At 61.9% G+C, this 23,868-nt stretch carries 22 protein-coding genes; 16 read left to right on the top strand and 6 right to left on the bottom strand.

Annotation, left to right across the window (positions count from 1 at the left end):
- Positions 1–226: 226 nt before the first annotated feature.
- Both NX02_RS02605 and phbB (NX02_RS02600) read right to left on the bottom strand, forming a co-directional pair.
- Entirely contained in the window at positions 227–661 is a 435-nt protein-coding gene (locus tag NX02_RS02605) for a hypothetical protein (protein ID WP_025290638.1), read from the bottom strand.
- 107 nt (positions 662–768) lie between these two features.
- Positions 769–1,497 carry an acetoacetyl-CoA reductase gene (gene phbB / locus NX02_RS02600; RefSeq protein ID WP_025290637.1) on the bottom strand — a complete coding sequence of 243 codons (729 nt, stop codon included), beginning with the start codon at positions 1,495–1,497 and terminating at the stop codon, positions 769–771.
- Between the two features lie 233 nt (positions 1,498–1,730).
- Between phbB (NX02_RS02600) and NX02_RS30505 the strand changes: the two genes are divergently transcribed.
- Positions 1,731–2,333: a TetR/AcrR family transcriptional regulator gene (locus tag NX02_RS30505; protein ID WP_025290636.1), complete on the top strand. Its 603-nt coding sequence runs from the start codon at positions 1,731–1,733 to the stop codon at positions 2,331–2,333.
- A 538-nt stretch (positions 2,334–2,871) separates the two neighbouring features.
- On the opposite strand, the gene NX02_RS02590 is transcribed toward NX02_RS30505, so the two are convergent.
- From NX02_RS02590 to NX02_RS02580, 3 genes are read right to left on the bottom strand one after another with little or no spacing between them, the layout of a single operon-like run.
- Positions 2,872–3,510, bottom strand: a complete 639-nt coding sequence (locus NX02_RS02590; RefSeq protein ID WP_230188910.1) for a glutathione S-transferase family protein — start codon at positions 3,508–3,510, stop codon at positions 2,872–2,874.
- A gap of 3 nt (positions 3,511–3,513) precedes the next feature.
- On the bottom strand, positions 3,514–3,975 hold the full coding sequence (locus tag NX02_RS02585) for a MarR family winged helix-turn-helix transcriptional regulator (RefSeq protein WP_025290634.1): 462 nt from the start codon (positions 3,973–3,975) through the stop codon (positions 3,514–3,516).
- 10 nt (positions 3,976–3,985) lie between these two features.
- Complete coding sequence (locus NX02_RS02580; RefSeq protein WP_025290633.1) at positions 3,986–4,411, bottom strand: organic hydroperoxide resistance protein; 426 nt, start codon at positions 4,409–4,411, stop codon at positions 3,986–3,988.
- A 355-nt stretch (positions 4,412–4,766) separates the two neighbouring features.
- Here NX02_RS02580 and NX02_RS32050 point away from each other — a divergent pair, with 355 nt between their 5' ends.
- From NX02_RS32050 to NX02_RS30500, 15 genes are all read left to right on the top strand, one after another.
- The gene (locus NX02_RS32050) at positions 4,767–4,916 is read left to right on the top strand and encodes a hypothetical protein (protein WP_158013866.1); all 150 of its coding nucleotides are present in this window, start codon (positions 4,767–4,769) and stop codon (positions 4,914–4,916) included.
- A gap of 35 nt (positions 4,917–4,951) precedes the next feature.
- Complete coding sequence (gene phbB, locus NX02_RS02575) at positions 4,952–5,674, top strand: acetoacetyl-CoA reductase (protein ID WP_025290632.1); 723 nt, start codon at positions 4,952–4,954, stop codon at positions 5,672–5,674.
- Between the two features lie 94 nt (positions 5,675–5,768).
- On the top strand, positions 5,769–6,953 hold the full coding sequence (locus NX02_RS02570; protein ID WP_025290631.1) for an acetyl-CoA C-acetyltransferase: 1,185 nt from the start codon (positions 5,769–5,771) through the stop codon (positions 6,951–6,953).
- 180 nt (positions 6,954–7,133) lie between these two features.
- The gene (lptB, locus tag NX02_RS02565; RefSeq protein ID WP_053000735.1) at positions 7,134–7,850 is read left to right on the top strand and encodes an LPS export ABC transporter ATP-binding protein; all 717 of its coding nucleotides are present in this window, start codon (positions 7,134–7,136) and stop codon (positions 7,848–7,850) included.
- A 128-nt stretch (positions 7,851–7,978) separates the two neighbouring features.
- Complete coding sequence (locus tag NX02_RS02560) at positions 7,979–9,736, top strand: PHA/PHB synthase family protein (protein WP_025290629.1); 1,758 nt, start codon at positions 7,979–7,981, stop codon at positions 9,734–9,736.
- Positions 9,737–9,739: 3 nt separating this feature from the next.
- Entirely contained in the window at positions 9,740–11,161 is a 1,422-nt protein-coding gene (locus NX02_RS02555) for a bifunctional enoyl-CoA hydratase/phosphate acetyltransferase (RefSeq protein WP_025290628.1), read from the top strand.
- Entirely contained in the window at positions 11,158–12,351 is a 1,194-nt protein-coding gene (locus NX02_RS02550; protein WP_025290627.1) for an acetate/propionate family kinase, read from the top strand. The genes NX02_RS02555 and NX02_RS02550 overlap by 4 nt, the downstream gene beginning before the upstream one ends.
- Positions 12,352–12,467: 116 nt before the next feature.
- On the top strand, positions 12,468–13,142 hold the full coding sequence (locus NX02_RS31225; RefSeq protein WP_039996368.1) for a TetR/AcrR family transcriptional regulator: 675 nt from the start codon (positions 12,468–12,470) through the stop codon (positions 13,140–13,142).
- The gene (gene fabI / locus NX02_RS02540) at positions 13,084–14,124 is read left to right on the top strand and encodes an enoyl-ACP reductase FabI (protein ID WP_245648746.1); all 1,041 of its coding nucleotides are present in this window, start codon (positions 13,084–13,086) and stop codon (positions 14,122–14,124) included. The genes NX02_RS31225 and fabI overlap by 59 nt, the downstream gene beginning before the upstream one ends.
- On the top strand, positions 14,121–15,356 hold the full coding sequence (locus NX02_RS02535; protein WP_025290625.1) for a phospholipase A: 1,236 nt from the start codon (positions 14,121–14,123) through the stop codon (positions 15,354–15,356). Before fabI ends, NX02_RS02535 begins: the two co-directional genes overlap by 4 nt.
- Positions 15,357–15,375: 19 nt before the next feature.
- Complete coding sequence (locus NX02_RS02530) at positions 15,376–16,353, top strand: HlyD family secretion protein (protein ID WP_025290624.1); 978 nt, start codon at positions 15,376–15,378, stop codon at positions 16,351–16,353.
- Positions 16,350–19,142: a ribosome-associated ATPase/putative transporter RbbA gene (rbbA, locus tag NX02_RS02525; protein WP_025290623.1), complete on the top strand. Its 2,793-nt coding sequence runs from the start codon at positions 16,350–16,352 to the stop codon at positions 19,140–19,142. Before NX02_RS02530 ends, rbbA begins: the two co-directional genes overlap by 4 nt.
- Positions 19,139–20,266: an ABC transporter permease gene (locus NX02_RS02520; protein ID WP_025290622.1), complete on the top strand. Its 1,128-nt coding sequence runs from the start codon at positions 19,139–19,141 to the stop codon at positions 20,264–20,266. Before rbbA ends, NX02_RS02520 begins: the two co-directional genes overlap by 4 nt.
- Positions 20,267–20,299: 33 nt before the next feature.
- A complete protein-coding gene (locus NX02_RS02515; RefSeq protein WP_039996367.1) occupies positions 20,300–21,706 on the top strand; it encodes an efflux transporter outer membrane subunit in 1,407 nt (468 codons plus the stop codon).
- Between the two features lie 236 nt (positions 21,707–21,942).
- A complete protein-coding gene (locus NX02_RS30500; protein WP_025290620.1) occupies positions 21,943–22,887 on the top strand; it encodes a sensor domain-containing diguanylate cyclase in 945 nt (314 codons plus the stop codon).
- A gap of 132 nt (positions 22,888–23,019) precedes the next feature.
- Here NX02_RS30500 and NX02_RS02505 read toward each other — a convergent pair whose 3' ends face one another.
- Positions 23,020–23,841, bottom strand: a complete 822-nt coding sequence (locus tag NX02_RS02505; RefSeq protein WP_025290619.1) for an IS5 family transposase — start codon at positions 23,839–23,841, stop codon at positions 23,020–23,022.
- Positions 23,842–23,868 lie beyond the last annotated feature (27 nt).

Raw genomic sequence — 23,868 nt, 5'->3', positions numbered from 1 at the left:
GGAACGTAAGGTCACCCACCGCGGCGGGTAGGCACTGGATGGACGCGAACGAATGGCAGCTCAGAAAAAGCGTACCGATGGTCTGGATCGAGAGTACCTCATCCCTGCTTCTGCCTAGCAATATTCATCGCAACTAAGGCATAGGATTGATCGAATCCGGTTGCTGAAAAATGGCGATCGTCGGCCCCGCCTGCGAGAGGGGACCGACGACCTGAAGTCGCGACCTTCAGGATGCCGTCAAGGTTTCACTCGCCGTGCTCTTCTGCGCTTTCTTGGTCGCGGCCGGCTCAACTGGAGAGGCTTGCCAAGCCGGGCGAATCCATGACGCCCATGTTTGCACGAAACCTTGCTGTCCCTCTGCTGCCTGCGTGAGCGCATCCCTGCTACATTCCTGCCATTCATCGAACGCGGACTTGATTCGGGAAACCGCGTCCTCCCCGCACGACTGGAACTCGCTGTAACAGATGGAGAGCGGCTCGCTCTTGAAGTCGGGAACAGTGCCGAGCTTCCAATCCTTGAACTGATCGACAAGCGCGGACGTCGTCTTGCCCCCAATACGCGCATATGTCTCGCTGTTTTCCCGGCCAATATTGACCAGCGCGACAACCAGCTGCCCATTGGCCTTGCCGAGGGCGGCGATCTGATCAAATGGATAAGTCATGAAGTGATCCTTTCATAAAGGGAACTGGTTAGGGTAGTTTCCGCGCCCGTGAATCGGCGCGATATTGGGATTCTTACGTAGTGGCAGTGCCTTGGGCTCTGCCGCTATCAGCCGTTAGCGATATATTGCCCACCGTTAACGGTCAGCACCGACCCCGTACAAAATGCGGCACCAGGTGACGCGAGAAATGCCACCGCTTCGGCGATTTCCTCTGGCAAGCCCAGCCGGCCGGTTGGAATGCTGGCGATGATCTTCGCACGGACCTCCTGCGGAACGGCGCCAACCATCTCAGTATCCACATAGCCGGGGCAAACTGCGTTGACCGTGATCCCGCGCCCGGCATTTTCCTGGGCCAATGCCTTGGTGAAGCCGATGACCCCGGCCTTGGCGGCCGAGTAGTTCACTTGTCCGACCTGACCCTTTTGACCGTTGATCGAAGAAATATTGATGATCCGCCCGAAACCTCGCTCGCGCATGCCTTCGATCACTGCACGGGTCATGGTAAACATTGAATCGAGATTGGTCGCCAGCACGTCGCGCCACTGCGCCCAGGTCATGCGGTGGAACATTCCATCCCGCGTAATTCCTGCGTTGTTGACGAGGAGACTCACCGCCCCGAGTTCGCTTTCAACCTTCGCCAGACCATCCCGACATGCCGCTTCGTCCGCGACATCCCAGCGGAATATCGGGATATCGGTCTCGTGCAGAAATGCGTCGGCTGCTTTCTCGTTGCCATGATAGACGCTACCCACGCTCCATCCCGCGGCTTTCAACGACCGCGCGATGGCAGCGCCGATGCCGCGGGTTCCACCCGTTACGAGAGCAATATGCGTCATGATTCTCCGGTTCCTTCTTGAGGTTACGCAGCGACAGTCGATCGCAGCGCCCTTTCGGAAAATGCGTAAGTATACTTAGTGGTTTTGTTATTGCGCCGGAGCAGGCCACGATCAGGTGCAGTCTTTCCCTTACGGATCGAAAGCCGCTATCAAGGCATATGGCAGTAAGGAAACCATCTCGGCCCCAACCTCTCCCGCCGCGCGATCCCAGGGGTGGACGGCCGTCGCTTGAATTGGCGGCACGCCTTGGCGAGCATATTCTCGAGGTTGCCCTTCGGCAGTTCATCACGGAGGGCGCCGAAGGAGCGAGCATGGACAGGATCGCGGCGGCGGCGAATGTCTCGAAGCGTACGCTCTATACGCGCTATGGTTCGAAAAAGGCACTTCTCGTTGCGGCGACCGAACATGGAACCGCTCGCCACCTCAAGCCGATCAGGTCGGCCATTCCGCACGGAACGCCGCGGGAACAGGTTCTCCATGTCGCAAGGAAGCTGCTCGATCTTTCGCTCAGTGAAGAACTGATCGGCATACAAACCCTTGTGGATTGGATTGCAAAGCAGGGACTGGAAACGAACAGGCCGCGGCCCTCAATCGGCGCGACGGCAGGAGTATCGGTTATCCTGCCCATCCTCCGGCAAGCCGCTTCTAACCTCGACTCTCGGGATGACGACCTGCCATTTATTGCAGGCTTCGTTTTCGATGCACTTGTCGGAGCTCCAAGGACACGCATTCTCTGGCGACGAGATTTGGCCAATACTGCCCAGGCCAAGGCAGACTATCTTGAGCGGACGATGGACTTGGTCGCCCAAGCTGTTCCTCTCCTCGCTGGGAAATAGACGAATTGAACGCAAAAGCGAACTGCAAAGCCTGGTCAGGCTTGCTCCCTCGCCGCCGGTCTCGCTTAAGTCTTCGTCGCGAGCAAGATCGGGCCGCCGGCGGGCTTTCCCCAACAACAGGCTTGTTATGCCCTCTCGTTCGGTCCCGTGTCTTTCACAAGGAGACACTTCTCAGATCTTCTGGAACGCCCGATGACTGGTTGGAACGGTAATCAACCGGTCATTGCCGCGACGAACGCGGTATCGGATCTTTCCGCGACAGGCGAAAGCAACTGCGATGGTTGCTCCGCGCAATAAGCGGTCCTTGGCCTTTCAGATATCCGAACGGCAACAAACGTTCTTACGGCGGAACCTGAGATCGAATGGTAAACCTTGCGTTGGCGGTTCTGGCCAGGCCGGTATTTCGCAAAATGATCTGGCCCAGCGTTCGAAGGAGGGTTCGCGGCGTCAATCGTTTGGCAGTCCGCCGACAAAGGCTGATCACGCCGCACATCCGTGAAATCGCGCAAACGCAGCAGAGTTCTGATGCACCTGGACGTCACTCGAGTTTGAGTTGCAGCCCCGGATCCGCTTTCTCAATGGCCCTGACAAAAGCGGGCCTTTGCGCAATCCGGTGCAAATAGGCCCGAATAGCGGGATAGGGCGCGAGATCGAGCGGCACGAATTCCCGCATGGTCGTAAGAGGGAAGATCATCATGATGTCGGCGACCGTGAACACCTCGCCTGCCAACCAAGGGCCAGTCTGGGAAAGATGCGCTTCAAGCGCGGCGATGCCTCGATCAAATCGTTGCTTCATCAGCGCCGCCATGTCCCCGCTCGCCATCAACAGCATCATGCTAGGCAGAAACGAACCGTTGGCGAAATGATACCAGTAGAGATAGGTTGCAAAGTCAGCGTGATTGGCCGGAAGGGTCAGCCGCCCTCCACCATGGCGCGCAACGATATAGTCGATGATCGCGCCCGATTCGGCGAGGCAAAGCCCGCCTTCTGTCACAACCGGCGCGGTGCCGGAGGGATGAAGCGCCTTATAGGCCGCGGGCGCAAGGCGTGTGACGGGATCGCGATCGTACCGGATGAGAGAGTAAGGGATCTGGAGTTCCTCACAGAGCCAGACTATGCGGTCGGACTGCGAAACTCCCAGATGGTGGACTGTCAGCATGGCAGTTTCTTGGGTCATCGTTCAACTCCGTTCGACAAGCGAACCGTGGATGATGCCTACGAGCGCCCGCACCTGGTCGCGCAGGCCCACGATTTCGCCCTCTGTGATGGAAAGGCCCGCGACGAGCGTCGCCGGCACCGTCTCGGCCGATGCACGCAAGACGCGCCCCTCGGGAGTCAGATCAATCTGCACCCGTCTTTCGTCCTGCGGGTCCCGCGCCCGCTGGATCAGGCCCGCTTGCTCCATCCGCTTGAGCAAGGGCGTCAGCGTTCCGCTGTCGAGATATAGCGCCTCGCCGAGCGAGCCGACCGTCTGCGGCGCGTGCTTCCACAGCACAAGCATGACCAGATATTGTGGGTAGGTCAGCCCGAGATCGGCCAGAACAGGCCGATAGAGCCGAGCCAGCAGGTTCGACGCGGCATAAAGAGGAAAGCAGACCTGCCGATCGAGATCGAGTGGGTCGTCGCTGACCGGCAAGCTCATACATTGATCCTCAGTTCACCGACACCGAGATAGCGACATCGATATTGCCCTTGACCGCGTTGGAATAGGGGCAGACGGCATGGGCTTTGGCAACGATGTCCTCGGCCGTCGCTGAATCGAGGCCGGTAATAGCCACATCGAGCGCGACAGTCAGTGCAAAGCCGCCCTGCCCGTTCGGCTGCATGCCGACTTCGGCCACTACGATGATATCGTCGTCCTTGACCTTGTCCGACGTCGCACGCGTCACATGGATGACAGCATTCTCGAAGCAGGCGGCATAGCCGGCCGCGAAGAGTTGCTCGGGGTTGGTCGCGTCCCCCTTGCCGCCGAGAGGCTTTGGCAGAGCGAGAGAAAGATCGAGCAGGCCATCGTCGCTTTTGACGGTTCCGGCGCGGCCACCCACCGCAGTCACCTTGGTACTGTAGAGCGCGCTCATCCAGGTTCTCCTTGATCAGGTTGAGGCGTTGATATATTTTACACAATATAATTGTGCAAATGTTAAAATCTGACCGGTGGATTTTTCATCGCCGCCAAGGCTCGTTCCGTCGCATGTCGCGCCCCATCAGGGGCGGCCGTGCTCCATCCGGTTTGACCAGCGGAATACGAAACTTATAAGTATAGTTACTAATGGCGGACGCGCTGCCTCGCGTCGACAAAAGCGCCACAAGAAGCCTCAGAAATCTCAAGGAGAGTATGCCCTCGGCATGGAGTGTCGCTTCTGGCCTGAAGCTCCTCCTTGCCGCCTTCGATATCGTTTCGGGGCGGTGCTCATATCGGCCGGGAGGACACACATGTCCGATTTCGAGGGCAAGGCAGTGATTCTGACAGCGCTGCGATGGGGCCTGGCGACGCAATGGCGCAGGACCCCGCTTCTCTCAGGCCAAGCCTCCTTGAATGCCGGCGGCCGCTACCCTGTCGATGGCGACAATCTCGTCCGGTGATGCGTCCTCTTCTCCCTCAATCCAGGATATTGCCCATGCCCAGAACTGCGCTCGTAACTGGCGGCGTCACCGGAATCGGTGCCGCAACCGCAAAGCTCCTCAAAGAGAAGGGCTATGGCGTCGCCGTCAATTATTTCGGCAATGACGAGGAAGCCGACCGGTTCGTCGAGGAGACGGGCATTCCTGCCTATAGCTGGAACGTCGCCAGCTTCTCGGAAAGCCGGGACGGAATCGCCAAGGTCGTCGCGGAACTCGGATCGATCGACATCCTCATCAACAATGCCGGCATCACCCGCGACGGCACGCTCCACAAGATGACCGAGGAACAATGGCGAAGCGTCATCGACGTGGACCTTGGCGGCTGCTTCAACATGTGCCGCGCCGTTATCGAGGGCATGCGTGCGCGGCGTTTCGGAAGGATCGTCAACATCAGCTCGGTCAATGGTCTCTCCGGCCAGTTCGGCCAGACCAATTATGCCGCCGCCAAGGCGGGGGTGATCGGCTTCACCAAGGCGCTCGCGCTCGAAGGCGCGAGCCGCAACATCACCGTCAATGCGATCGCGCCGGGCTACACGGACACCGGAATGGTCGCGGCCGTGCCGGAGGAGGCGCTGAAGGCGGTATTGGCGGGCGTGCCGGTCGGGCGGCTCGGCACCCCGCAGGAGATTGCCCGCGGCGTGCTTTTCCTCGTCGAGGACGAGCAAGGGTTCGTGACCGGTGCCACGCTGTCAATCAACGGCGGCAAATATCTTCAGTAGTGGCTGACCGCCATCGCCACGAAGCGATCGTCCAAGTCGGCAGGTCAATCCAACTGTCTGGGAATCGCTTCAGGATCAAGGAAAGGACTTCCCCATGACCAGCCCTGTCTTCCTGTGTGCGCCCGTCCGCACCGCCATCGGCGCCTATGGCGGAACGCTCAAGGACATCACCGCGCCTTCCCTGGGCAGCGTCGCGATCGCCGAGACGCTGAAGCGCGCGGGCGTTGGCGCCAGCACGATCGATGCCGCCGTCATGGGCCAAGTAGTCCAGGCGGGCGCGAAAATGAATCCCGCCCGCCAGGCCGCCATCGCCGCCGGGCTGCCCGACAGCGTCCCCGCGCTCACCGTCAATCGCGTCTGCGGCTCGGGCGCACAGGCGATCGCGTCGGCCGCGCAGGAAATCATGCTGGGCCTAAGCCAGGCCGTGGTGGCAGGCGGCATGGAGAATATGGACCAGGCCCCCTATCTCATCGAGAAAGGACGCTGGGGCTACCGCATGGGCGACGGCAAGCTCATCGACGCCATGCTCCATGATGGCCTCAACGACGCCTTTTGCAACCAGCATAGCGGATGGGTGACGGAAGACCTTGTCGCGCAGTTTCAGATCTCACGCGAGGCGCAGGATGCCTGGGCGGCCCGGTCGCAACAGAATTTCAGCGCCGCCCAGGCGGCCGGCACGTTCGACGAGGAGATCGTGGCGGTCGAGATCCCTTCGCGCAAAGGGCCGACGGTCTTCGCAAAGGACGAGCAGAACCGGCCCGAAACGAGCCTCGAGAGCCTGTCACGCCTCAAGCCGGCTTTCCGGCCGGAGGGCACGATCACAGCCGGTAATGCCCCGGGCCTCAACAGCGGCGCGGCAGCCATGATCGTCGCCAGCGAACAATGGGCCGAGCGCAACGCTGTGGCACCGCTCGGGCGCCTCGTCGCCTTCGGTGTCGGCGCGGTCGCTCCGGGCCTGTTCGGGCTCGGGCCTGTTCCGGCCGTCCGGCAAGCGCTGGAACGGGCGGGCTGGTCGGTCGCTGATCTCGACCGCGTCGAGATCAATGAAGCGTTCGCCGCCATCGCCATAGCCGTGACGCGCGAACTCGGGCTCGCCGAGGATGTGGTCAATGTCGAGGGTGGCGCCATCGCTCATGGTCATCCGATCGGCGCGACCGGGGCCGTGCTCGCGACCCGGCTGTTGCACGCGATGAAACGCGAGGGCCTGCGCCGCGGGCTTGTCACCTTGTGCATCGGTGGCGGCCAGGGCGTCGCGCTCGCACTCGAAGCCGTCTCATGAGGTCAGCGCACACGGCAATCCCGGGCTTGCCCTTGGCTGGGCGGTCTGCTGCCCGAAAGGGTGAGCATGTTCGATGAAGCGCATGCATGGCTCGCCGGAAAACCGGATGATCCCGCTTGCCAGATCGATGTCGGCGGACAACAGGGCTGCGCCATCGGCCCCGAAGACACGCCCACGCCCATGCTGCGTGTGATGAACATCGAGAAAACGTTTGGAAAGCGCAAGGTGCTGGACGGCGTCTCGCTCGATGTCGCACCCGGTGAGATCGTCGGGCTCCTTGGCCCCAATGGGGCGGGCAAGACGGTCTGCTTCTATGGGATCATGGGCCTGCTCCGATTGGACGGTGGCCGCATCCTGCTTGCAGGAGAAGATGTCTCCGCACTTGCGATGAGCGAACGCGGCAAGCGGGGCATGGGATATCTGCCACAGGAATCTTCGATCTTCCGGGGCATGAGCGTGGAGGAAAATATTCGCGCGGTGTTGGAACTGCGCTGCCGCGATCGAGCGACGCTGGAGAAGCGGCTGGACGCGCTGCTCGGCGAGTTCAACATCGCCTATGTGCGCCATACGCCGTCCGGGGCGCTGTCGGGAGGCGAACGCCGCCGGTGCGAGATAGCAAGGGCCATGGCCGCCGATCCGAAAGTCATTCTCCTCGACGAGCCCTTCGCGGGTGTCGATCCGCTGTCTATCCTCGACATCAAGGCCATGGTTCGCGCGCTCAAACGGCGCAATGTCGGCGTTCTCATCACCGACCACAATGTCCACGAGATGCTCGAACTGGTCGATCGTGCCTACGTCATCCATGCCGGCAGGCTGCTTTTCGAAGGAGAGCCGCGGGCGATCCTCCATGACCCTGACGTGCGCCGGCTCTATCTCGGCAAGGATTTTGAGGAATGACGCTTGATTTCGAGCCGGCCCGCCGATCGGTGCCACGCCAGGAAGACATATGCAGCCGCCTCCAGGCCAAGCCAGTCCGCGGCGGCGTCACTCACCCGTAAATTATCGCGACAAGACAAGGATCGATCATGAGCGCTGAGACTATGACATCACCGCCCGACCCGCTGGACGGCATCGCCCAGACCCTCGACAATGCCGCAGGTGCCGCTATTGCGCAGGTGACTGCCGGGCTCGCCCCTGCAACGCTCCTGCAAGCCTTTTCGGATTGGGCACTGCACCTGGCCTTTTCTCCGGGAAAGCAGTTGCAGCTGGGCGCCAAGGTAGCGCGCAAATATACCCGGCTGTTCGACTATGCGATGCGAAGCGCAACCGACAGCGGGGCGACACTCGCGATCGAACCTTTGCCGCAGGACCGGCGCTTTGCAGATCCGGCCTGGAAGCAGCCGCCTTTCAATATCCTCTCGCAAGCCTTCCTTCTCAACCAGCAATGGTGGCATGCCGCAACCACCGGCGTGAGCGGCGTCACCAGCCATCATGAAGACATGCTTCAATTCACCGCCAGGCAGATGCTCGATGTCCTGGCGCCGACCAATTTCCTGGCGACCAATCCTTTGCTTCAGCAAAAAATCGTCGAGACCGGAGGCAAATGCCTTGTCGATGGATTCCAGCATCTGCTGGAAGACATGCAGCATCTCGCCCGGGGACTGCCGGCCGTCGGCGTCGAGAACTTCCGCGTCGGCGAGAATGTTGCCGTCTCGCCCGGCAAGGTCGTCTACCGCAACCGCCTCATCGAACTGATCCAATATGACCCGACGACGGAGAAGGTCCGCCCGGAGCCGATCCTGATCGTCCCCGCCTGGATCATGAAATATTATATTCTCGATCTCTCGCCCGAAAATTCCCTGGTCAAATGGCTGACGGACCAGGGTTTCACTGTTTTCATGATCTCCTGGCACAATCCTGGAACGCAGGATCGCGATCTCGACATGGAGGCCTATCGCCTGATGGGGCCGGTGGCCGCGCTCGATGCGGTGACCGCGATCACCGGCGCGTCGTCGGTCCACGCCGTTGGATACTGCCTGGGCGGCACCCTGCTCTCGATTGCGGCTGCCACCATGGCGCGCGATGGCGACGACCGCCTGGCGAGCGTCAGCCTGTTCGCTGCGCAGACCGAGTTCAGCGAGCCGGGCGAACTGGGTCTCTTCATCGACGAGGGGCAGCTTAGCCTGCTCGAGAAGATGATGTGGGGGCGCGGCTATCTCGACAGCAGCCAGATGGGCGGCGCCTTCCAGATCCTCAAATCGAACGACCTGGTTTGGTCGCGCATCCTCAGCGAATATCTGATGGGCGAGCGCGAGCCCATGAACGATCTTATGGCGTGGAATGCCGATGGCACACGCATGCCCTATGCGATGCACAGCCAGTATCTGCGGCGGCTCTTCCTCGACGATGATCTCGCTGAAGGCAAGTATAAGGTCGATGGCAGGACCATCGCGCTTTCAGCCGTCCGCAAGCCGCTGTTCGTCGTCGGCACCGAGCGCGATCATGTCGCCCCATGGCACTCGGTCCACAAGATCCATCTCCTCACCAGCGCGGAAATCACGTTCGTGCTGACTAGCGGCGGTCACAATGCCGGCATCGTCTCCGAGCCGGGCCATAAGGGCCGCCGCTATCGGGTGCTGACCAGGAAAGCGGATGGCCTGTCCTATGACCCCGAGGAATGGGAAGGACGCGCTGAGCGCAAGCAAGGAAGCTGGTGGATCGAATGGGGCGAGTGGCTTGGCCGTCATTCCGGCGAGCCGGTAGCACCCCCGCCGACCGGAAACTCCGAAAAGAACTATGCGCCGATCATGGATGCGCCCGGTCACTATGTCCTGGAGCGCTGAGCCATGAGCGAAGACGCCATGATCGAGAACCGCACCTTCGATGAGATCGGTGTCGGCGATACCGCAAGCATAGTCCGCACCTTGACCGGGCAGGATATCCAGCTCTTCGCGCTGGTGTCCGGCGACGTCAATCCGGCCCATATGGACGCGGACTATGCCGCGACCGATCTGTTCCGGCGGGTGATCGCCCATGGCATGTGGGGCGGCGGCCTGATCTCCGCCGTGCTGGGAACCGAGCTGCCGGGCCCGGGCGCCATCTACCTCAGCCAGTCGCTCCGTTTCACCTGGCCGGTGGGCCTGGGGGACACGATTACAGCCTCGGTCACAGTCATTGAGAAGCGCCCGGACCACGACATTGTCATATTCGACTGCCGCTGCGTCAATCAGGATGGGGAACTCGTGATTTCCGGCCAGGCCGAGGTCAAGGCGCCCAGGGAGAAAGTCCGGCGCGCACGCGCGACGCTACCCGAAATCCAACTGCGCGATCATGACGGCTATCGCAGGCTGATCGACCTCACGAAAGGCGAGCCGGAGAGCACCGCCGTTGCCCATCCGTGCAGCGCGGCGGCACTCCTCGCCGCCATCGAAGCGGCCGAAGCAGGACTGATCGCCCCGATCCTCGTCGGACCCGACGCAAGGATCAGGCAGGCGGCACAAGAGGCCGGCAAGGATATCTCGGGCGTCCGGATCGTCCACGCCGACCATAGCCATGATGCCGCCGCCAAGGCCGTGGCGCTCGTCCGGTCAGGCGAGGCCAGGCTGCTGATGAAGGGCTCGCTCCACACCGACGAACTGATGGGCGCGGTGGTTCGTTCATCCACTGGTCTGCGCACCGAGCGCCGGATCAGCCATGCCTATATCATGGACGTACCCGACCACCCTGCCCCTCTCATAATCACCGATGCCGCGATCAATATCGCGCCGACGCTGCAGGAAAAGGCCGATATCATTCGCAACGCCATCGACCTTGCCCAGGTGATCGGCATTGAAGAACCCAAAGTCGCGATCCTTTCCGCCGTGGAGACCGTCAACCCCGACATCCCGTCGACCCTGGACGCAGCGGCGCTGTGCAAGATGGCCGATCGGGGACAGATCAGCGGCGGCCTGCTCGACGGCCCGCTCGCTTTCGACAATGCGATCAGCGAAGCAGCAGCCAAAGAAAAGGGCATCGTCTCGCCGGTGGCGGGCAAGGCGGATATCCTGGTCGTCCCCAATCTCGAAGCCGGCAATATGCTGGCCAAGCAGTTGACCTTCCTGGGTGGTGCGGATGCCGCGGGCATCGTGCTGGGCGCGCGGGTGCCGATCATCCTGACGAGCCGGGCCGACAGCCTGCGCACGCGGCTTGCCTCCTGCGCGGTCGCGGTGCTGATGGCGCGCGCGGCGACCAGGGCCGCGCCGGGCCTGCCGCAGGAGCCGCATACATGAAAGCGGTCGTCAGCCTGAATTCGGGTTCCTCCAGCATAAAATTCTCGCTGTTTGTCGTCGATCCGGCCGGCACGCTTCAGCTCTCGGCCGGCGGCAAGATCGAGAAGATCGGAATTGCGCCGACCCTTGCGGCCCGTTCGGCTGATGGTAGCATGGTGCTCGAACGGGACTGGCCCGACGGCGCTTCGCTCAGCCATGCCGATCTGCTGGCGGACCTCTTCGCCTGGGCGGCGGATCATCCGCTCGAAGGCCGGGAGATCATCGCGATCGGACATCGGGTCGTCCATGGCGGCCCCGATTTTGCCGCGCCGCTCCTCGTCGACGACGCCCTCATCGACAAGCTTGAAGCACTGTGCCCGCTGGCGCCGCTACACCAGCCCCATAATCTGGCCGCGATCCGCGCGATCGCAAGGCTCCGTCCCGGACTGCCGCAGGTCGCCTGCTTCGACACCGCCTTCCATCACGATAAGCCCGCGCTGGCCTCGCGTTTCGCCCTGCCGCGCGCGCTCCACGACCAGGGCATCCGCCGCTACGGCTTCCACGGCCTGTCCTATGAATATGTCGCCCGGCGCCTCGCGCAAATCGATCCGGAGCTTGCGGCAGGGCGCGTGATCGCCGCGCATCTCGGCAATGGCGCCAGCCTGTGCGCCATGCAGGCGGGGCAAAGCATCGATACGACAATGGGCTTCACCGCGCTCGATGGGCTGATGATGGGCACGCGCTGTGGCGGTCTGGACCCCGGCGTAGTGCTGCATCTCCTGACACAGATGGGCATGACTACCGCGCAAGTCGAAGATCTTCTCTACAGGAAGTCCGGTCTGCTGGGTGTCTCGGGCCTATCAAGTGATATGCGCACGCTTTCCGCGAGCACGACCGCGCCAGCAGAGGAAGCGATCGCCCTCTTCGCCTGGCGGGCTGGCCGGGAGGCCGGGGCGCTCGCGTCCTCACTTGGCGGCCTAGATGGCATCGTGTTCACCGCCGGTATCGGCGAGAATGACGCCGGCATGCGTAGTCGCATCTGCAACAGCCTGAAATGGCTCGGGCTCGAGATTGACGAGATCGCCAATGCTGGCAACGGCCCTTTGATCAGTCTGCCCGATAGCCTGATCAAGGTCTATGTTATTCCGACCGACGAGGAGCGCATGATCGCGCTGCACACCTTGCAAATATTGAGCGAGAAGCTTGCATGAGGCCGCTTGTGGATTTGGCGGTCAATGAGGCGACCGCCGTTCCACCAAATCTGAAACGAGCATTGTGCCGGCGCAATACGTCATATATGTTCAACTGAACATATCATGGAGCACGCATGTCGAGTGAAGTCATCTTTCCTCCTGCCACTCCGCCCCGTGGGCGTAGGCCCAAGGATATGGCAGGAGGCAGGCAAGAGTTGTTGGCTGCCGCCATTTGTGCATTTTCGCATGACGGGTTTGAGCGCGCGGATCTGAGAGGAATCGCGTCGGCGGCCGGTGTCAGCCAGAACCTGATTCGCGTGCATTTTGGAAACAAGGCTCAGCTCTGGAATGCGTGCCTTGACACAATAACGAAAAGTGCGGCCGGGATAATTTCCGAGATCTCGAAAATTGCCTCCGACGAAAGCCGTTCGGTTCACGACCGCCTTTGCGACGTACTTCCTCGCATAGTCTATTTTTACTCCGATCACCCCTACGTCAGGGACTTTGTCGTTCGGCACGCTGCAGACAGGTCTGAACGATCAACGTTGGTCACGGAGCAACTCATTTATCCCGCCTATGAAAGCTGCCGTGCCCTTTACGAGGACGGGATCGCTCAAGGCATTATCCGGGCGAGTCACCCAGCACTTTTTTTCGCATTGCTAAGTGCCGCAGCCAATCAACCTGCAAGTTTTCCGACCGTCCTGCAATCTCTTGCCCCTGAAATACCTGCGGATGCCGCGCGGATCCTCATTGCAGAAACCATTGTCGAAACGTTGCTTCACGGCGAGCCATGCCCGCCGCAACGGTAAAAAAGGAGCAAAGCCGCTCGACGCCTTCAAAGGCTTCAGAGCGATTGCCGACGGACGCGGTTTCGCTGTGCATCTGGACAACGGCGCGATGCAGAGCGCCACGGAGGCACGCGAAGCGTTGGCAGAACCATATCGCCGAGAAACGCACGATCGCAATTCAACGCATGATCGCAATTCACAGAGACAATCTGTTGGAGGGGTTTGCTTGATGACACCGCTTGTGGATCTGAAAGGGAAGCGCGGCCTCGTTATCGGCATCGCAAACGAACATAGCATCGCGGCAGGGTGCGCGGAGGCATTTGCCCGATGCGGAGCCCGGCTTGCCGCTACCTATCTCAACGACAAGGCAAAGGACTGGGTCCAGCCTGTCGTCGACCAGCTCGGCATCGAATGGACTGCGCCGTGCGACGTACGCATCCCCGGCGAACTCGAGGCGCTTTTCGCCCAAGTGCAAGAACGCTGGGGCGGCCTCGATTTCCTGCTGCACTCGATCGCCTTCGCGCCGAAGGAGGATCTCCACGGTCGGGTGGTCGACAGCAGTGCGCAAGGCTTCTCGATCGCGATGGACGTGTCCTGCCACAGCTTCCTTCGCATGGCGAAGCTCGCCGAACCGCTGATGGCGACGGGCGGATGCCTGCTTTGCGTGACCTTCTATGGTTCGGAGCGGGTGGTCGAGCACTATAACCTGATGGGCCCCGTCAAGGCGGCGCTGGAAAGCGCGACGCGCTATGTCGCCGCGGAACTGGGCGCCAAAGCCATCCGGGCACATGCCATTTCACCGGGGCCGATCGCCACCCGCGCCGCGAGCGGGATCGACCGGTTCGACGAACTGCTCGATCGGGCTGCCGCGCAGGTTCCCGCAGGAAAATTGGTTGACGTCAGCGACGTCGGCGCGCTGGCCGCCTTCCTCGTCAGCGATGCCGCGAAGGGGATCACCGGCACGGTCATTCCGGTCGATAACGGACAGCATCTTTTCGCGTGATCGTTCGGGCCGCCCCTCTTGCCCTTGCGGCCAGCGCCGTACTGGCGCCGCAGGCGCACGCGCAAGGCGCTCTGGAATATGTCGTCCAGCGCGCCGGCAACCGCGATGAGAGCAGGTATATCCTTGTCGATGTGCGCGTTCTCAATGCCGGGGCAGCCGCGCAGGAGGTTCGCCTTCCCGACAAGGTTGCGGCCGATCTGGTCAGCAACGGCACGTATCGAAAGGTCTGGCTGCAACGAGGCGAAAAACAGGCTGCGGTTCTGACGATCCCGGCCAATGGCTTCGCGGCGGCGCTCTACCGGATCGACTTTCAGGACGTCATGGACGGCGCGGTCTTGTCCATTCCCTCCTGGTCAACGCAGCAAATCCTGCTGACGATCGGCGTCGATCCTGAAGCCGACCGCTCTGCACCTGCCGCCCTGGCTATGGCGCCCTCGCTCACACCCCCGACCTCTACGCAGATATCGCCAGCCCCTGTCACACCATCGCCGGCAGACCGAACCCGGGGCAATGCTTTCATCCCCAATCTCTCGGTCTACGAACCGATCTATGCGGTCTATGGCCCCGGCACCAACAGCGACGCGCGCATCCAGATCAGTTTCAAATATCAGCTGTTCGGAAGTCGAGCGCGGATGGACCGCTCTCCCTCGCTGATCGACGGCCTCTACTTCGCCTATACCCAGCGCATGTTCTGGGACGTGGCGGCGAAATCCTCACCCTTCCGAAATATCGATTATCAACCCGAGCTCTTCTATCTCTCGCCTGCCCTGCCCGTGTCAGAAAAGGCCACGATCAGCGGCCAGATCGGCCTTCGCCATGAGTCCAATGGACGCGATGGCGCGGCCTCGCGCAGCCTCAACATGCTCTATGTGGCCCCGATGGCCGTCTTCTCGCTCGGCGAGGACCGAAGGCTGACGATCGCGCCGCGGCTGTGGCTCTATCTCGGAGACCTTTCGGACAATCCTGACATTCGCCGATATCGCGGCAATAGCGGGCTTTTCATTGAGGCCGGCGAGGATGATGGGCTGCGCGTCTCGGCTTCTACCCGTCTGAACTTGGGTAGCGGCAAGGGAGCTCTGACCGCCGATCTCTCCTACCCGTTCCGGCGTATCCTGGGCGGAGGCCCGGACTTCTATCTCTTCGGCCAGGGCTTCACCGGCTACGGCGAAAATCTGCTCGACTATAACAAGCACGTGACGCGCCTGCGGATCGGCGTGGCGCTTGTGCGATGAACGCTCAAGGAGGCATAGCGTGAAGCTGCGGGCCTGTATCGTCATTCCCATTCTGGCCGTCGTCCTCATCGCCCTGGCTTTCGGGCTGTGGTGGATGTTTGGACGCACCGACAAGCTCCCCGAAACCATCGTGCGCGGCAACGGCCGTCTCGAGATGACGCGCACCGATATCGCCGCCAAATATCCCGGCCGCCTGATGTCGCTTGACGTCCATGAAGGTGATCTCGTCCGGGCGGGTCAGGTCATCGCCCGGCAGGATGACGTAGACCTCAAGGCACAACTCGCCGGAGCGCTTGCCAAGCGCGAACAGGCAGTGTCCGCCCTCATGCGCGCGCAAGGGGAGCTCGCCGCGCGGGACAGCCAGGCCCAGCTCGCCCGCATCGACTGGGTCGAGACAGCCAAGCTTCGTGATCGCGACATGGTCTCGAACGTCGAGCTGGAGCAGCGTCGCCTGGCATTGGGCGCTGCGCAAGGTGGCGCGCAGGCGGCGGGCGGCGGTGTCGGCGAGGCACGCTCGGCCATTGCCCAGGCCGACGCCCTGATCGCGCAAACCAGAGCCGGCCTTGCCGACCTGCGGATCATCGCACCGACGCCCGGGCGCGTCGAATATCGGATCGTCGAGCCTGGAACCATGTTGCCGCCGGGCGGCAAGATCGTGTCGCTGGTCAATGCCGAGGATGCCTGGCTCACCATCTTCCTGCCCGCCTCGGTCGCCGGCAAGATCAGGATCGGCGACGAGGCACGCATTCTTCCGCAGGGTTTTGGCGACGCCATTCCCGCGCGCGTCAGCTTTGTGGCGCCCGATGCGCAGTTCACGCCCAAATTCGTCGAGACGGCCAGCGAACGCGAGAACCTGTCCTACCGGGTGAAGCTGCAGATCGCGCCCGATCTCGCCCGTCGCCTGGACGGAAGGCTGAAGGCCGGCATGACGGCGGACGGGTTCGTGCGCACCGATACGCACCAGCCCTGGCCCGACCTCACCAAGATCGACAAATGATCCCGCCCGCTCAGATCCTCCCCGAAGAGGCGATACGGATCGAAAGCCTTTCGCATCGATACGGTGGTATCGTCGCCCTGAACGAGGTTTCGCTCTCCCTGCCCAAGGGGAAGACCACCGCGCTGGTCGGGCCCGACGGTGTCGGCAAGTCGACGCTGCTCGGCCTCATATCCGGCGTGAAAAAGCTGCAGACGGGACGTCTTTCGGTTCTCGGCTTCGATCTTGCCGAGCGTCGCAAGCGGGAGGATTTCCTTGCCCGCGTCGCCTACATGCCCCAGGGGCTTGGTCGCAATCTCTACCCGACGCTTTCCGTCCGCGAGAATATCGACTTCTTCGGGCGCCTCTTCGGACTGTCCGCAGCCGAGCGGGAAGCGCATCTGCGGCGCCTGCTGGACGCGACGGGACTCGCTCCCTTTCCGGACCGGCCCGCCGGCAAGCTTTCGGGCGGCATGAAGCAGAAGCTGGGCCTGTGTTGCTCGCTGGTCCACGATCCCGACCTGCTCATCCTCGATGAGCCCACCACGGGTGTCGATCCCCTGTCGCGACGGCAGTTCTGGGAACTGGTGGATGCGATGTGCGCGGAGCGGCCGGACATGACCGTGCTCGTCTCCACGGCTTACATGGAAGAAGCAGAGCGCTTCGGCCACCTCGTGGCGATGGATGATGGCAAGGTGATCGCGCAAGGGGATACAGGCGAGATCATGCGTGAAGCGGGCGCGGATACGCTGGAAGCCGCCTATGTACGCCTGCTCCCGCAAGACAAGCGGCCGTCGGGCGACGCGCTGGTCGTGCCGGCCTGGCAGGACAAGGGCGAGGCGCCGGCAATCGAGGCGCATGACCTTACCCGGCGCTTTGGCGATTTCGTAGCGGTCGATCATGTGAACTTTCGCATCGGACGCGGCGAGATATTCGGTTTTCTGGGCTCGAACGGCTGCGGCAAGACCACGACCATGAAAATGCTGACCGGCCTGCTCGATGCAACGGACGGGACGGCCAGCCTTTTTGGGCGGCCGATCGCCCCCGGAGACATGGAGACGCGCATGCGCGTGGGCTATATGTCGCAGGCCTTCTCCCTCTATGAAGAGCTTTCGGTTCGCCAGAACTTGGTCCTTCATGCGCGGCTCTATCGCGTGCCACGCGCGCAGGCAGGCGAACTGGTTTCGGCCGCGCTTGCCCAGTTCGAGCTCGAGGCCCATGCCGACGCCGTTCCCTCGGCGCTTCCGCTCGGCATACGGCAACGCCTGCAACTCGCTGCCGCCTGCCTCCATCGACCCGAGATCCTCATCCTGGACGAGCCGACATCCGGCGTCGATCCGGCCGCGCGCGACATGTTCTGGCGTCACCTGATCCGGCTCTCGCGCGACGAAGGGGTGACGATATTCGTCTCGACCCACTTCATGAACGAGGCGGAACGGTGCGACCGCATATCGCTGATGCATCGTGGTCGGGTTCTGGCCGTCGGCGCGCCGGCGGAACTCACGCAGCGTTATGATGCGGAGCGGCTCGAGGATGCGTTCATCGCTGTCCTCGAGAAGGATAATGACGAAGTGCCGACTGCGGCCCCCGCTACCTTGCCGACCGACACTTCGGCTGCTTCCCCGACTGTGGCCGCCGGTGCGCGAGCGATGGCTATGGGCGTGCCGCGATTGCCGACCGCTGCCGGCAACTGGCCGGGCTTTGCCTGGGCCTTTGCCCGGCGCGAAGCGACCGAACTCATGCGCGATCGCATCCGGCTCGCCTTCGCGCTGATCGGCCCGATCATCCTGCTGTGCATTGCAGCCTACAGCATTTCCTTCGACGTCCAGAATATCCGCCTTGCCGTGCTCGATCATGACTGCAGTGCCGCGAGCCGCGACCTGCAACGTTATTTTGAAGGGTCACGCTATTTCCGGGTTGAGCCCGAACTTCAAAGCGACGCCGCCGCCGAGCAGGCGTTGCGCGAGGCATCGGCCAAGATGGTGCTGGACATACCCCCCGGCTTCGGACGCGACCTGGCCGCAGGGCGGCGGCCCGCGATCGACGTGCGGATCGACGGCGCAAGCCCCTTCCCCGCGTCGAACGCGCGCGCTTATGCCGAGGCCATTCTCCTTCGCTATTCGATCGATCAACTGCGGTCCACGCAGCTCTTCGCAATCCCTGATCTTTCGTCCACGATCGAACCCCGCTTCATCTACAACCAGGAGTTTCGCAGCATCTACGCCATGGCGCCGGGCGTCCTGATGCTCTGCATGATCCTCATTCCCGCAATGCTGACGGCCCTTGGGGTCGTGAGAGAGAAGGAGATCGGTTCGATCACCAATCTCTACGCCTCGCCGGCGAGCCTGGGCGCATTCCTGGTCGGCAAGCAGATGCCCTATGCCCTTCTGGCGATGATCAGTTTCGTGACGCTGATCCTCGTGACTGTCTTCATTTTGGGAGTGCCGCTCAAGGGGTCCTTGCCGGCCCTTCTGATCGGTGGCTTCCTCTTCATCCTGTCAGTCACCGGGCTCGGGCTGATGATCTCCGCATTTGTGCGCTCGCAGGTCGCCGCCATCTTCGCGACGTCGCTCATCTGCCTCATCCCGTCGGTGAACTTCTCAGGGCTCCTCTACCCCGTTTCGACCCTGACAGGCCCGAGCCATATGATCGGGCTGACATTTCCCTCCTCCTGGTTCCAGATCGTCAGTCTGGGCACATTCACCAAGGGTCTGGGCATGGCCAGTTTCGGCCAGGCCTATCTGGCCCTGATGGCGCTCGCATTGCTCTTCGTGGGCGGCGCACGCCTGATGCTGGGAAAGCAGGAGAAATGACGCGCTGGATTCTCAACGTCGCGCTTCTGAGCGGCAAGGAACTGCGCAGTGTCATGAAGGATGTGACGCTGATGGCGCTTATCCTCTTCGCTTTCACCGTGGCGATCCAGCTTGTTGCGAACGGGGTGCGCGCAGAGGTCATGAACGCTTCGGTCGCGATCATGGACGAGGATCATTCCGAACTGTCGCGCCGACTGCGCGATGCCATCCAGCAGCCCTATTTCAAACCACCCGAGGACATCGAGCGATCCGCGATCGGCCCTGCGATGGACAGCGGCCAATATATCTTCGTGATCGAGATCCCGCCCCGCTTCGAAGCCGATACGCTCGCGGGCCGGTCGCCCTCCGTCCAGATTCTCGTCGACGCGACTGCCATGACGCAGGCAGGTCTGGGCGCTGCCTATTTCCAGCAGATATTCGCTCAGGAAACGCTCGACTTCCTCCATGCCCGGGGCCTCCTGGAGGCGCTGCCGGTCCAGGTCGAAAGCCGGATGCATTTCAATCCCAACGCCCAGTCGGCCTGGTATACCTCGGTCATGCAGATCGTCACCAATGTGACGGTGCTCTCGATCATCCTCGTCGGCGCGGCGGTGATCCGTGAGCGTGAGCATGGCACGATCGAGCATCTGCTGGTGATGCCCGTGCGCGCCAGCGAGATCGCCTTCGCCAAGATCCTTGCCAACGGCCTCGTCATCCTGCTGGCCTCGATCGCGTCCCTCTGGTTCGTCGTTCATGGCGCTGTGGGCGTGCCGCTGACCGGATCTCTCCTGCTCTTTACAGCGGCAATGTTCCTCTATCTCTTCTCGGTCACCTCGCTCGGCATGTGGATGGCGACGCTCGCGCCATCCATGCCGCAGTTCGGGCTCTTCGCGGTGCCCGTCTATGCCATCGCCTATCTGCTCTCGGGGGCGGCGACGCCGCTCGAGAGCATGCCCTCGGCGATCCGCACGATTGCACTGTGTCTGCCGACCACCCAGTTCGTCAGCCTCTCCCAGGCGATCCTCTATCGCGGCGCGGGCGTGCGAACGATCCTGCCGGAACTCGCGATCATCTGCGGCTCGGGCGTGTTCTTCGTGGCGATGGCCGTCAGCCGCTTCCGTTCGATGCTCTCAAGGCAGGGCTAAAGGTCATGGATGACATCACCCAGGAAAATCAGAATGCATAGCCGATTGCTTCCCCCCTCGCTCGCGCTGCTGCTCACCGCCTGTGCCAGCGTTCCTAACACGTCTTCTCACGCGCCACGCGTCACTCCGCCCGCTCGCCTCGACGCAGCGGCGGCGAACGACGCGGCAATAACCGGGACAGACCGCTGGTGGACGGCGTGGGGCGATCCCGCTCTTGATGCGCTGATCGAGAAATCGCTCGAAGTAAACGCCGATATCCGCGCTGCAAAGGCCCATGTCGCCGCCGCGCGAGCGCTGGTCACTGTCGCGGAATCCGCACTTTATCCTACCGTTGCCGCAAATGGCACAGCCTGGGCCAGTCAGAGCGATGCCGGGCTCGATGACAAGTGGCAGGCCATGCTGCCATCGCTGTCCGGAAACAGCGGCAGTGGATATCTGGTAGGTCTTGGAGCCACCTGGGAGGCTGACCTGTTCGGTGGAAGTCACGCAGACGCCGAAATGGCGCGCGCGCTTTCCGAAAGTGCCGCACGAACGGCTGATGCCGTCAGGCTCATGGTCGCCGCCGATGTCGTCGAGAATTATCAGCAGTTGCAGGGGCTGAGACGTCGCCTCGCCGTCCTTGATCGCAGCGAGGCGACGGCGGGCCGCCTTGTCGATTATGCAGCCGCCCGACAGCGGACGGGCGCTGCGACAGCGGCCGATGTCACCCGCGCTCGCAATGGCCTTGAGGCGCTGCGCGCCTCCCGCCCGGCTCTCACATCCCTCATCGATGCGCGCCGGCGGCGACTGGCCGTGCTGGCGGGCGACCTGCCCGAACAGGCGCCGGCCATGATCGCCTCCGCCACTTTTGAGACGCCGGGCGCGCCCACGGGGCAGCTACCTTCCGACATTCTTGCTCGCAGGCCTGATGTCGCGGCGCGATCTTGGCTGGTGAACGCGCGCGCGGCGCGCCTCAAGAGCCTGAAGGCCGATCTGCTTCCGCGTTTCGCCATCCATTTCCTTGGGCAGAACGGGCATATCGAACTGGGCGGCCTGCCAGGTTATGGCGGAACCGGAGGTCTGGTCGGCCTTTCCGCATCGATGCCGCTTTTCAATGCCGGAAGGTTGCAGGCCAGAGTGAAGGCGGGCGATGCCGAACTTGAGGCTGCTCTCGCCAATTATGACCAGGCCATGCTGTCGGCGCTCGAGGAAGTTGAATCCGCTTATGGCTTTCGGACGGGGCTGGACGAACGCCTGGCCGGGCTTATCCGTACATCCGACATGGCGCGCCGACGCGCCGACCAACTGGCGATATTGTACGATGCCGGACGCACCCAATTGGGCGATGTGTTGCAGGCCCGACTGGATGCCCTCTCGGACGAGGACAAGATGGAGCAAACCCGCATCGCGCAAGGAACGGCGACCGTTCAGCTCTATCGGGCGTTGGGAGGTGGCTGGTAAAAACTGGACAGCAACGCCAACCGCCGTTTTTTGGGCAGGCCGCACTGTCCATCTGATTGCAGGTGAGGCCTACGCCCCTGTAGGCAATTTCGAAGCCGCCCCGGACCGATTTTGTCTATTTTTCCGATCACGACCCCGGATCATAGATGCGGGGTTAAGATTTAACGGTTAAGCATGCTATTGCGTATGCATGGGAGCCATGAAGGCCTCAGCGAGCCTAGCGAAGTAGGTATACCATGAAGGAATTTCTTGAACGCGCGGCGAATGCCGGCGCCCTGTCGTTCCGTGACTTGCACGTCATTCTGGATGCGCTCCCGATTCCTCTGTCCTGGGCCACCTTACCGCAAGGAGAGATTCAGTTCGTCAACCGGGCTTTTACAAAGACGTTCGGCTACGCCGAAGGGACTTTCACAAACGTCAGTGACTGGATCGATAAGGCCTATCCGCATGAGCATCACCGCCGGGAAACCCGTCGGCTTTGGCACGATCTTTGGCTCGCGCAGTCGGATGGTATTTCGGAAATAGATGTTTGCGAGGTCGAAATTTTATGCGCTGACAACAGGATCAGAACGGCTCAGCATCGCGGAATTCTCCTTCACGAGATGGGCATCGGCATCGCGCTATTCGATGACATTTCGAGCAGACGTGAGGCCGAGAACGCATTACGTCGCATTGCGTTTGAGGACCCGCTAACCGGTCTTGCCAATCGTCGGGTGCTGCAAGATCTATGGGCAGAGCACGCAACACGGGGCGCGATCGCAGACAATATGATGGCTGTACTTGTGATCGATCTGGACGGCTTCAAGGCGATCAATGATCGTTTGGGCCATGATGCAGGCGACGAAATGCTGAGAACTGTGGCTCAGCGGCTCAAGGAATGCGTTCGGGAAGGCGATCTCGTTTGCCGCATAGGAGGCGATGAATTTGCTGTACTGCTACCCGGCCTGCGAAGCCCATGGCCCGTCGAACCAATTTGCCAGCGGATTGACGCGGCCCTGCGCCAGCCGGTCATAATCGATGGAAGCATAGCCGCGGTCGGCGCCAGTGTCGGTGCAAGCCTGTACCCCCAGGACGGCGATGAACTGCAACTTCTGGTGAAGCGCGCTGATGAGGCGCTTTACCGTCGAAAATCGCAGCGCATGGGTGGTTGGGAATGGTTCCAGGCGCCGATTGCGGCCTGAACGATCGCCATCTGATATGAGGCGCCCAACAAACAGGGCTGAGCATTGATCGCTGCTCTCAGAATTACGATTGATATAACCAGTCCCAGAATGCGTCCCTTAGTGTCTGATTCAAAATTATCGTCGCGGATTTCATGATCTTGCGATGCGTCGGGCAAAGAGCTGGATCGATGCGATGAAGAGCCATGCGGCTGCCGACGCAATGGTTTGTTCGAAGTCCTTGGCGAGCCGCCGGTTCCGGTTCAGCCATGCCAGCGTGCGTTCGACCACCCAGCGTCGGGGCAGCACGTCGAAGCCTTTCGCTGCATCGGACCTCTTGATGATCTCGATGGTCCATTTGCCGAAGCGGCGCAGAGCGTCCTTGAGCTTGTCTCCGGCATAGCCTCCATCAGCGAAAACATGGCGCAGCCAGGGGAAGCGCCGAATGATTTCGGCCAACACCATCGGCGCGCCGTCGCGGTCCTGGATGTCGGCGGTGTGGATCACGGCATGGACGAGATTTCCCTCGGTGTCGGTGAGGACGTGGCGCTTGCGCCCTTTGACCTTCTTGCCCGCGTCATAGCCACGAGGCCCTCCGCTTTCCGTGGTTTTCACGCTTTGGCTGTCGATCACGCCGGCGCTGGGCGAAGCCTCCCGGCCGTGCGCCTCGCGTGCAACCATCAGCAGTGTGTGATTGATCGTCAGCCACAGCCCGTTGTCGCGCCAAAGGTAGAACCAGTGCCGCACGGTCGAAACAGGCGGAAAGCAAGGCGGCAGCATCCGCCAGGGCAAGCCCCCGCGCAGCAAGTATAGGATAGCCTCGACAATGCGCCGCAGCGACCATTTGCGAGGTCGCCCGACATGTGATGCTGGTGGCAGCAATGGTTCCAGAACCGCCCACTCGGCATCAGTCATATCACTTGGCAAAGTCAGCCCGCTTCGCGCATGAAGGGCGCGAGTGGTATCGGTCCACATCGTTGTATCCATGGTAGTTTTTGGCGA

It is taken from the genome of Sphingomonas sanxanigenens DSM 19645 = NX02 (assembly GCF_000512205.2).
Lineage (GTDB): Bacteria > Pseudomonadota > Alphaproteobacteria > Sphingomonadales > Sphingomonadaceae > Sphingomonas_D > Sphingomonas_D sanxanigenens.
Note: the sequence above shows the minus strand (reverse complement) of the source record. Positions and strands in the feature narration are given on the sequence as shown.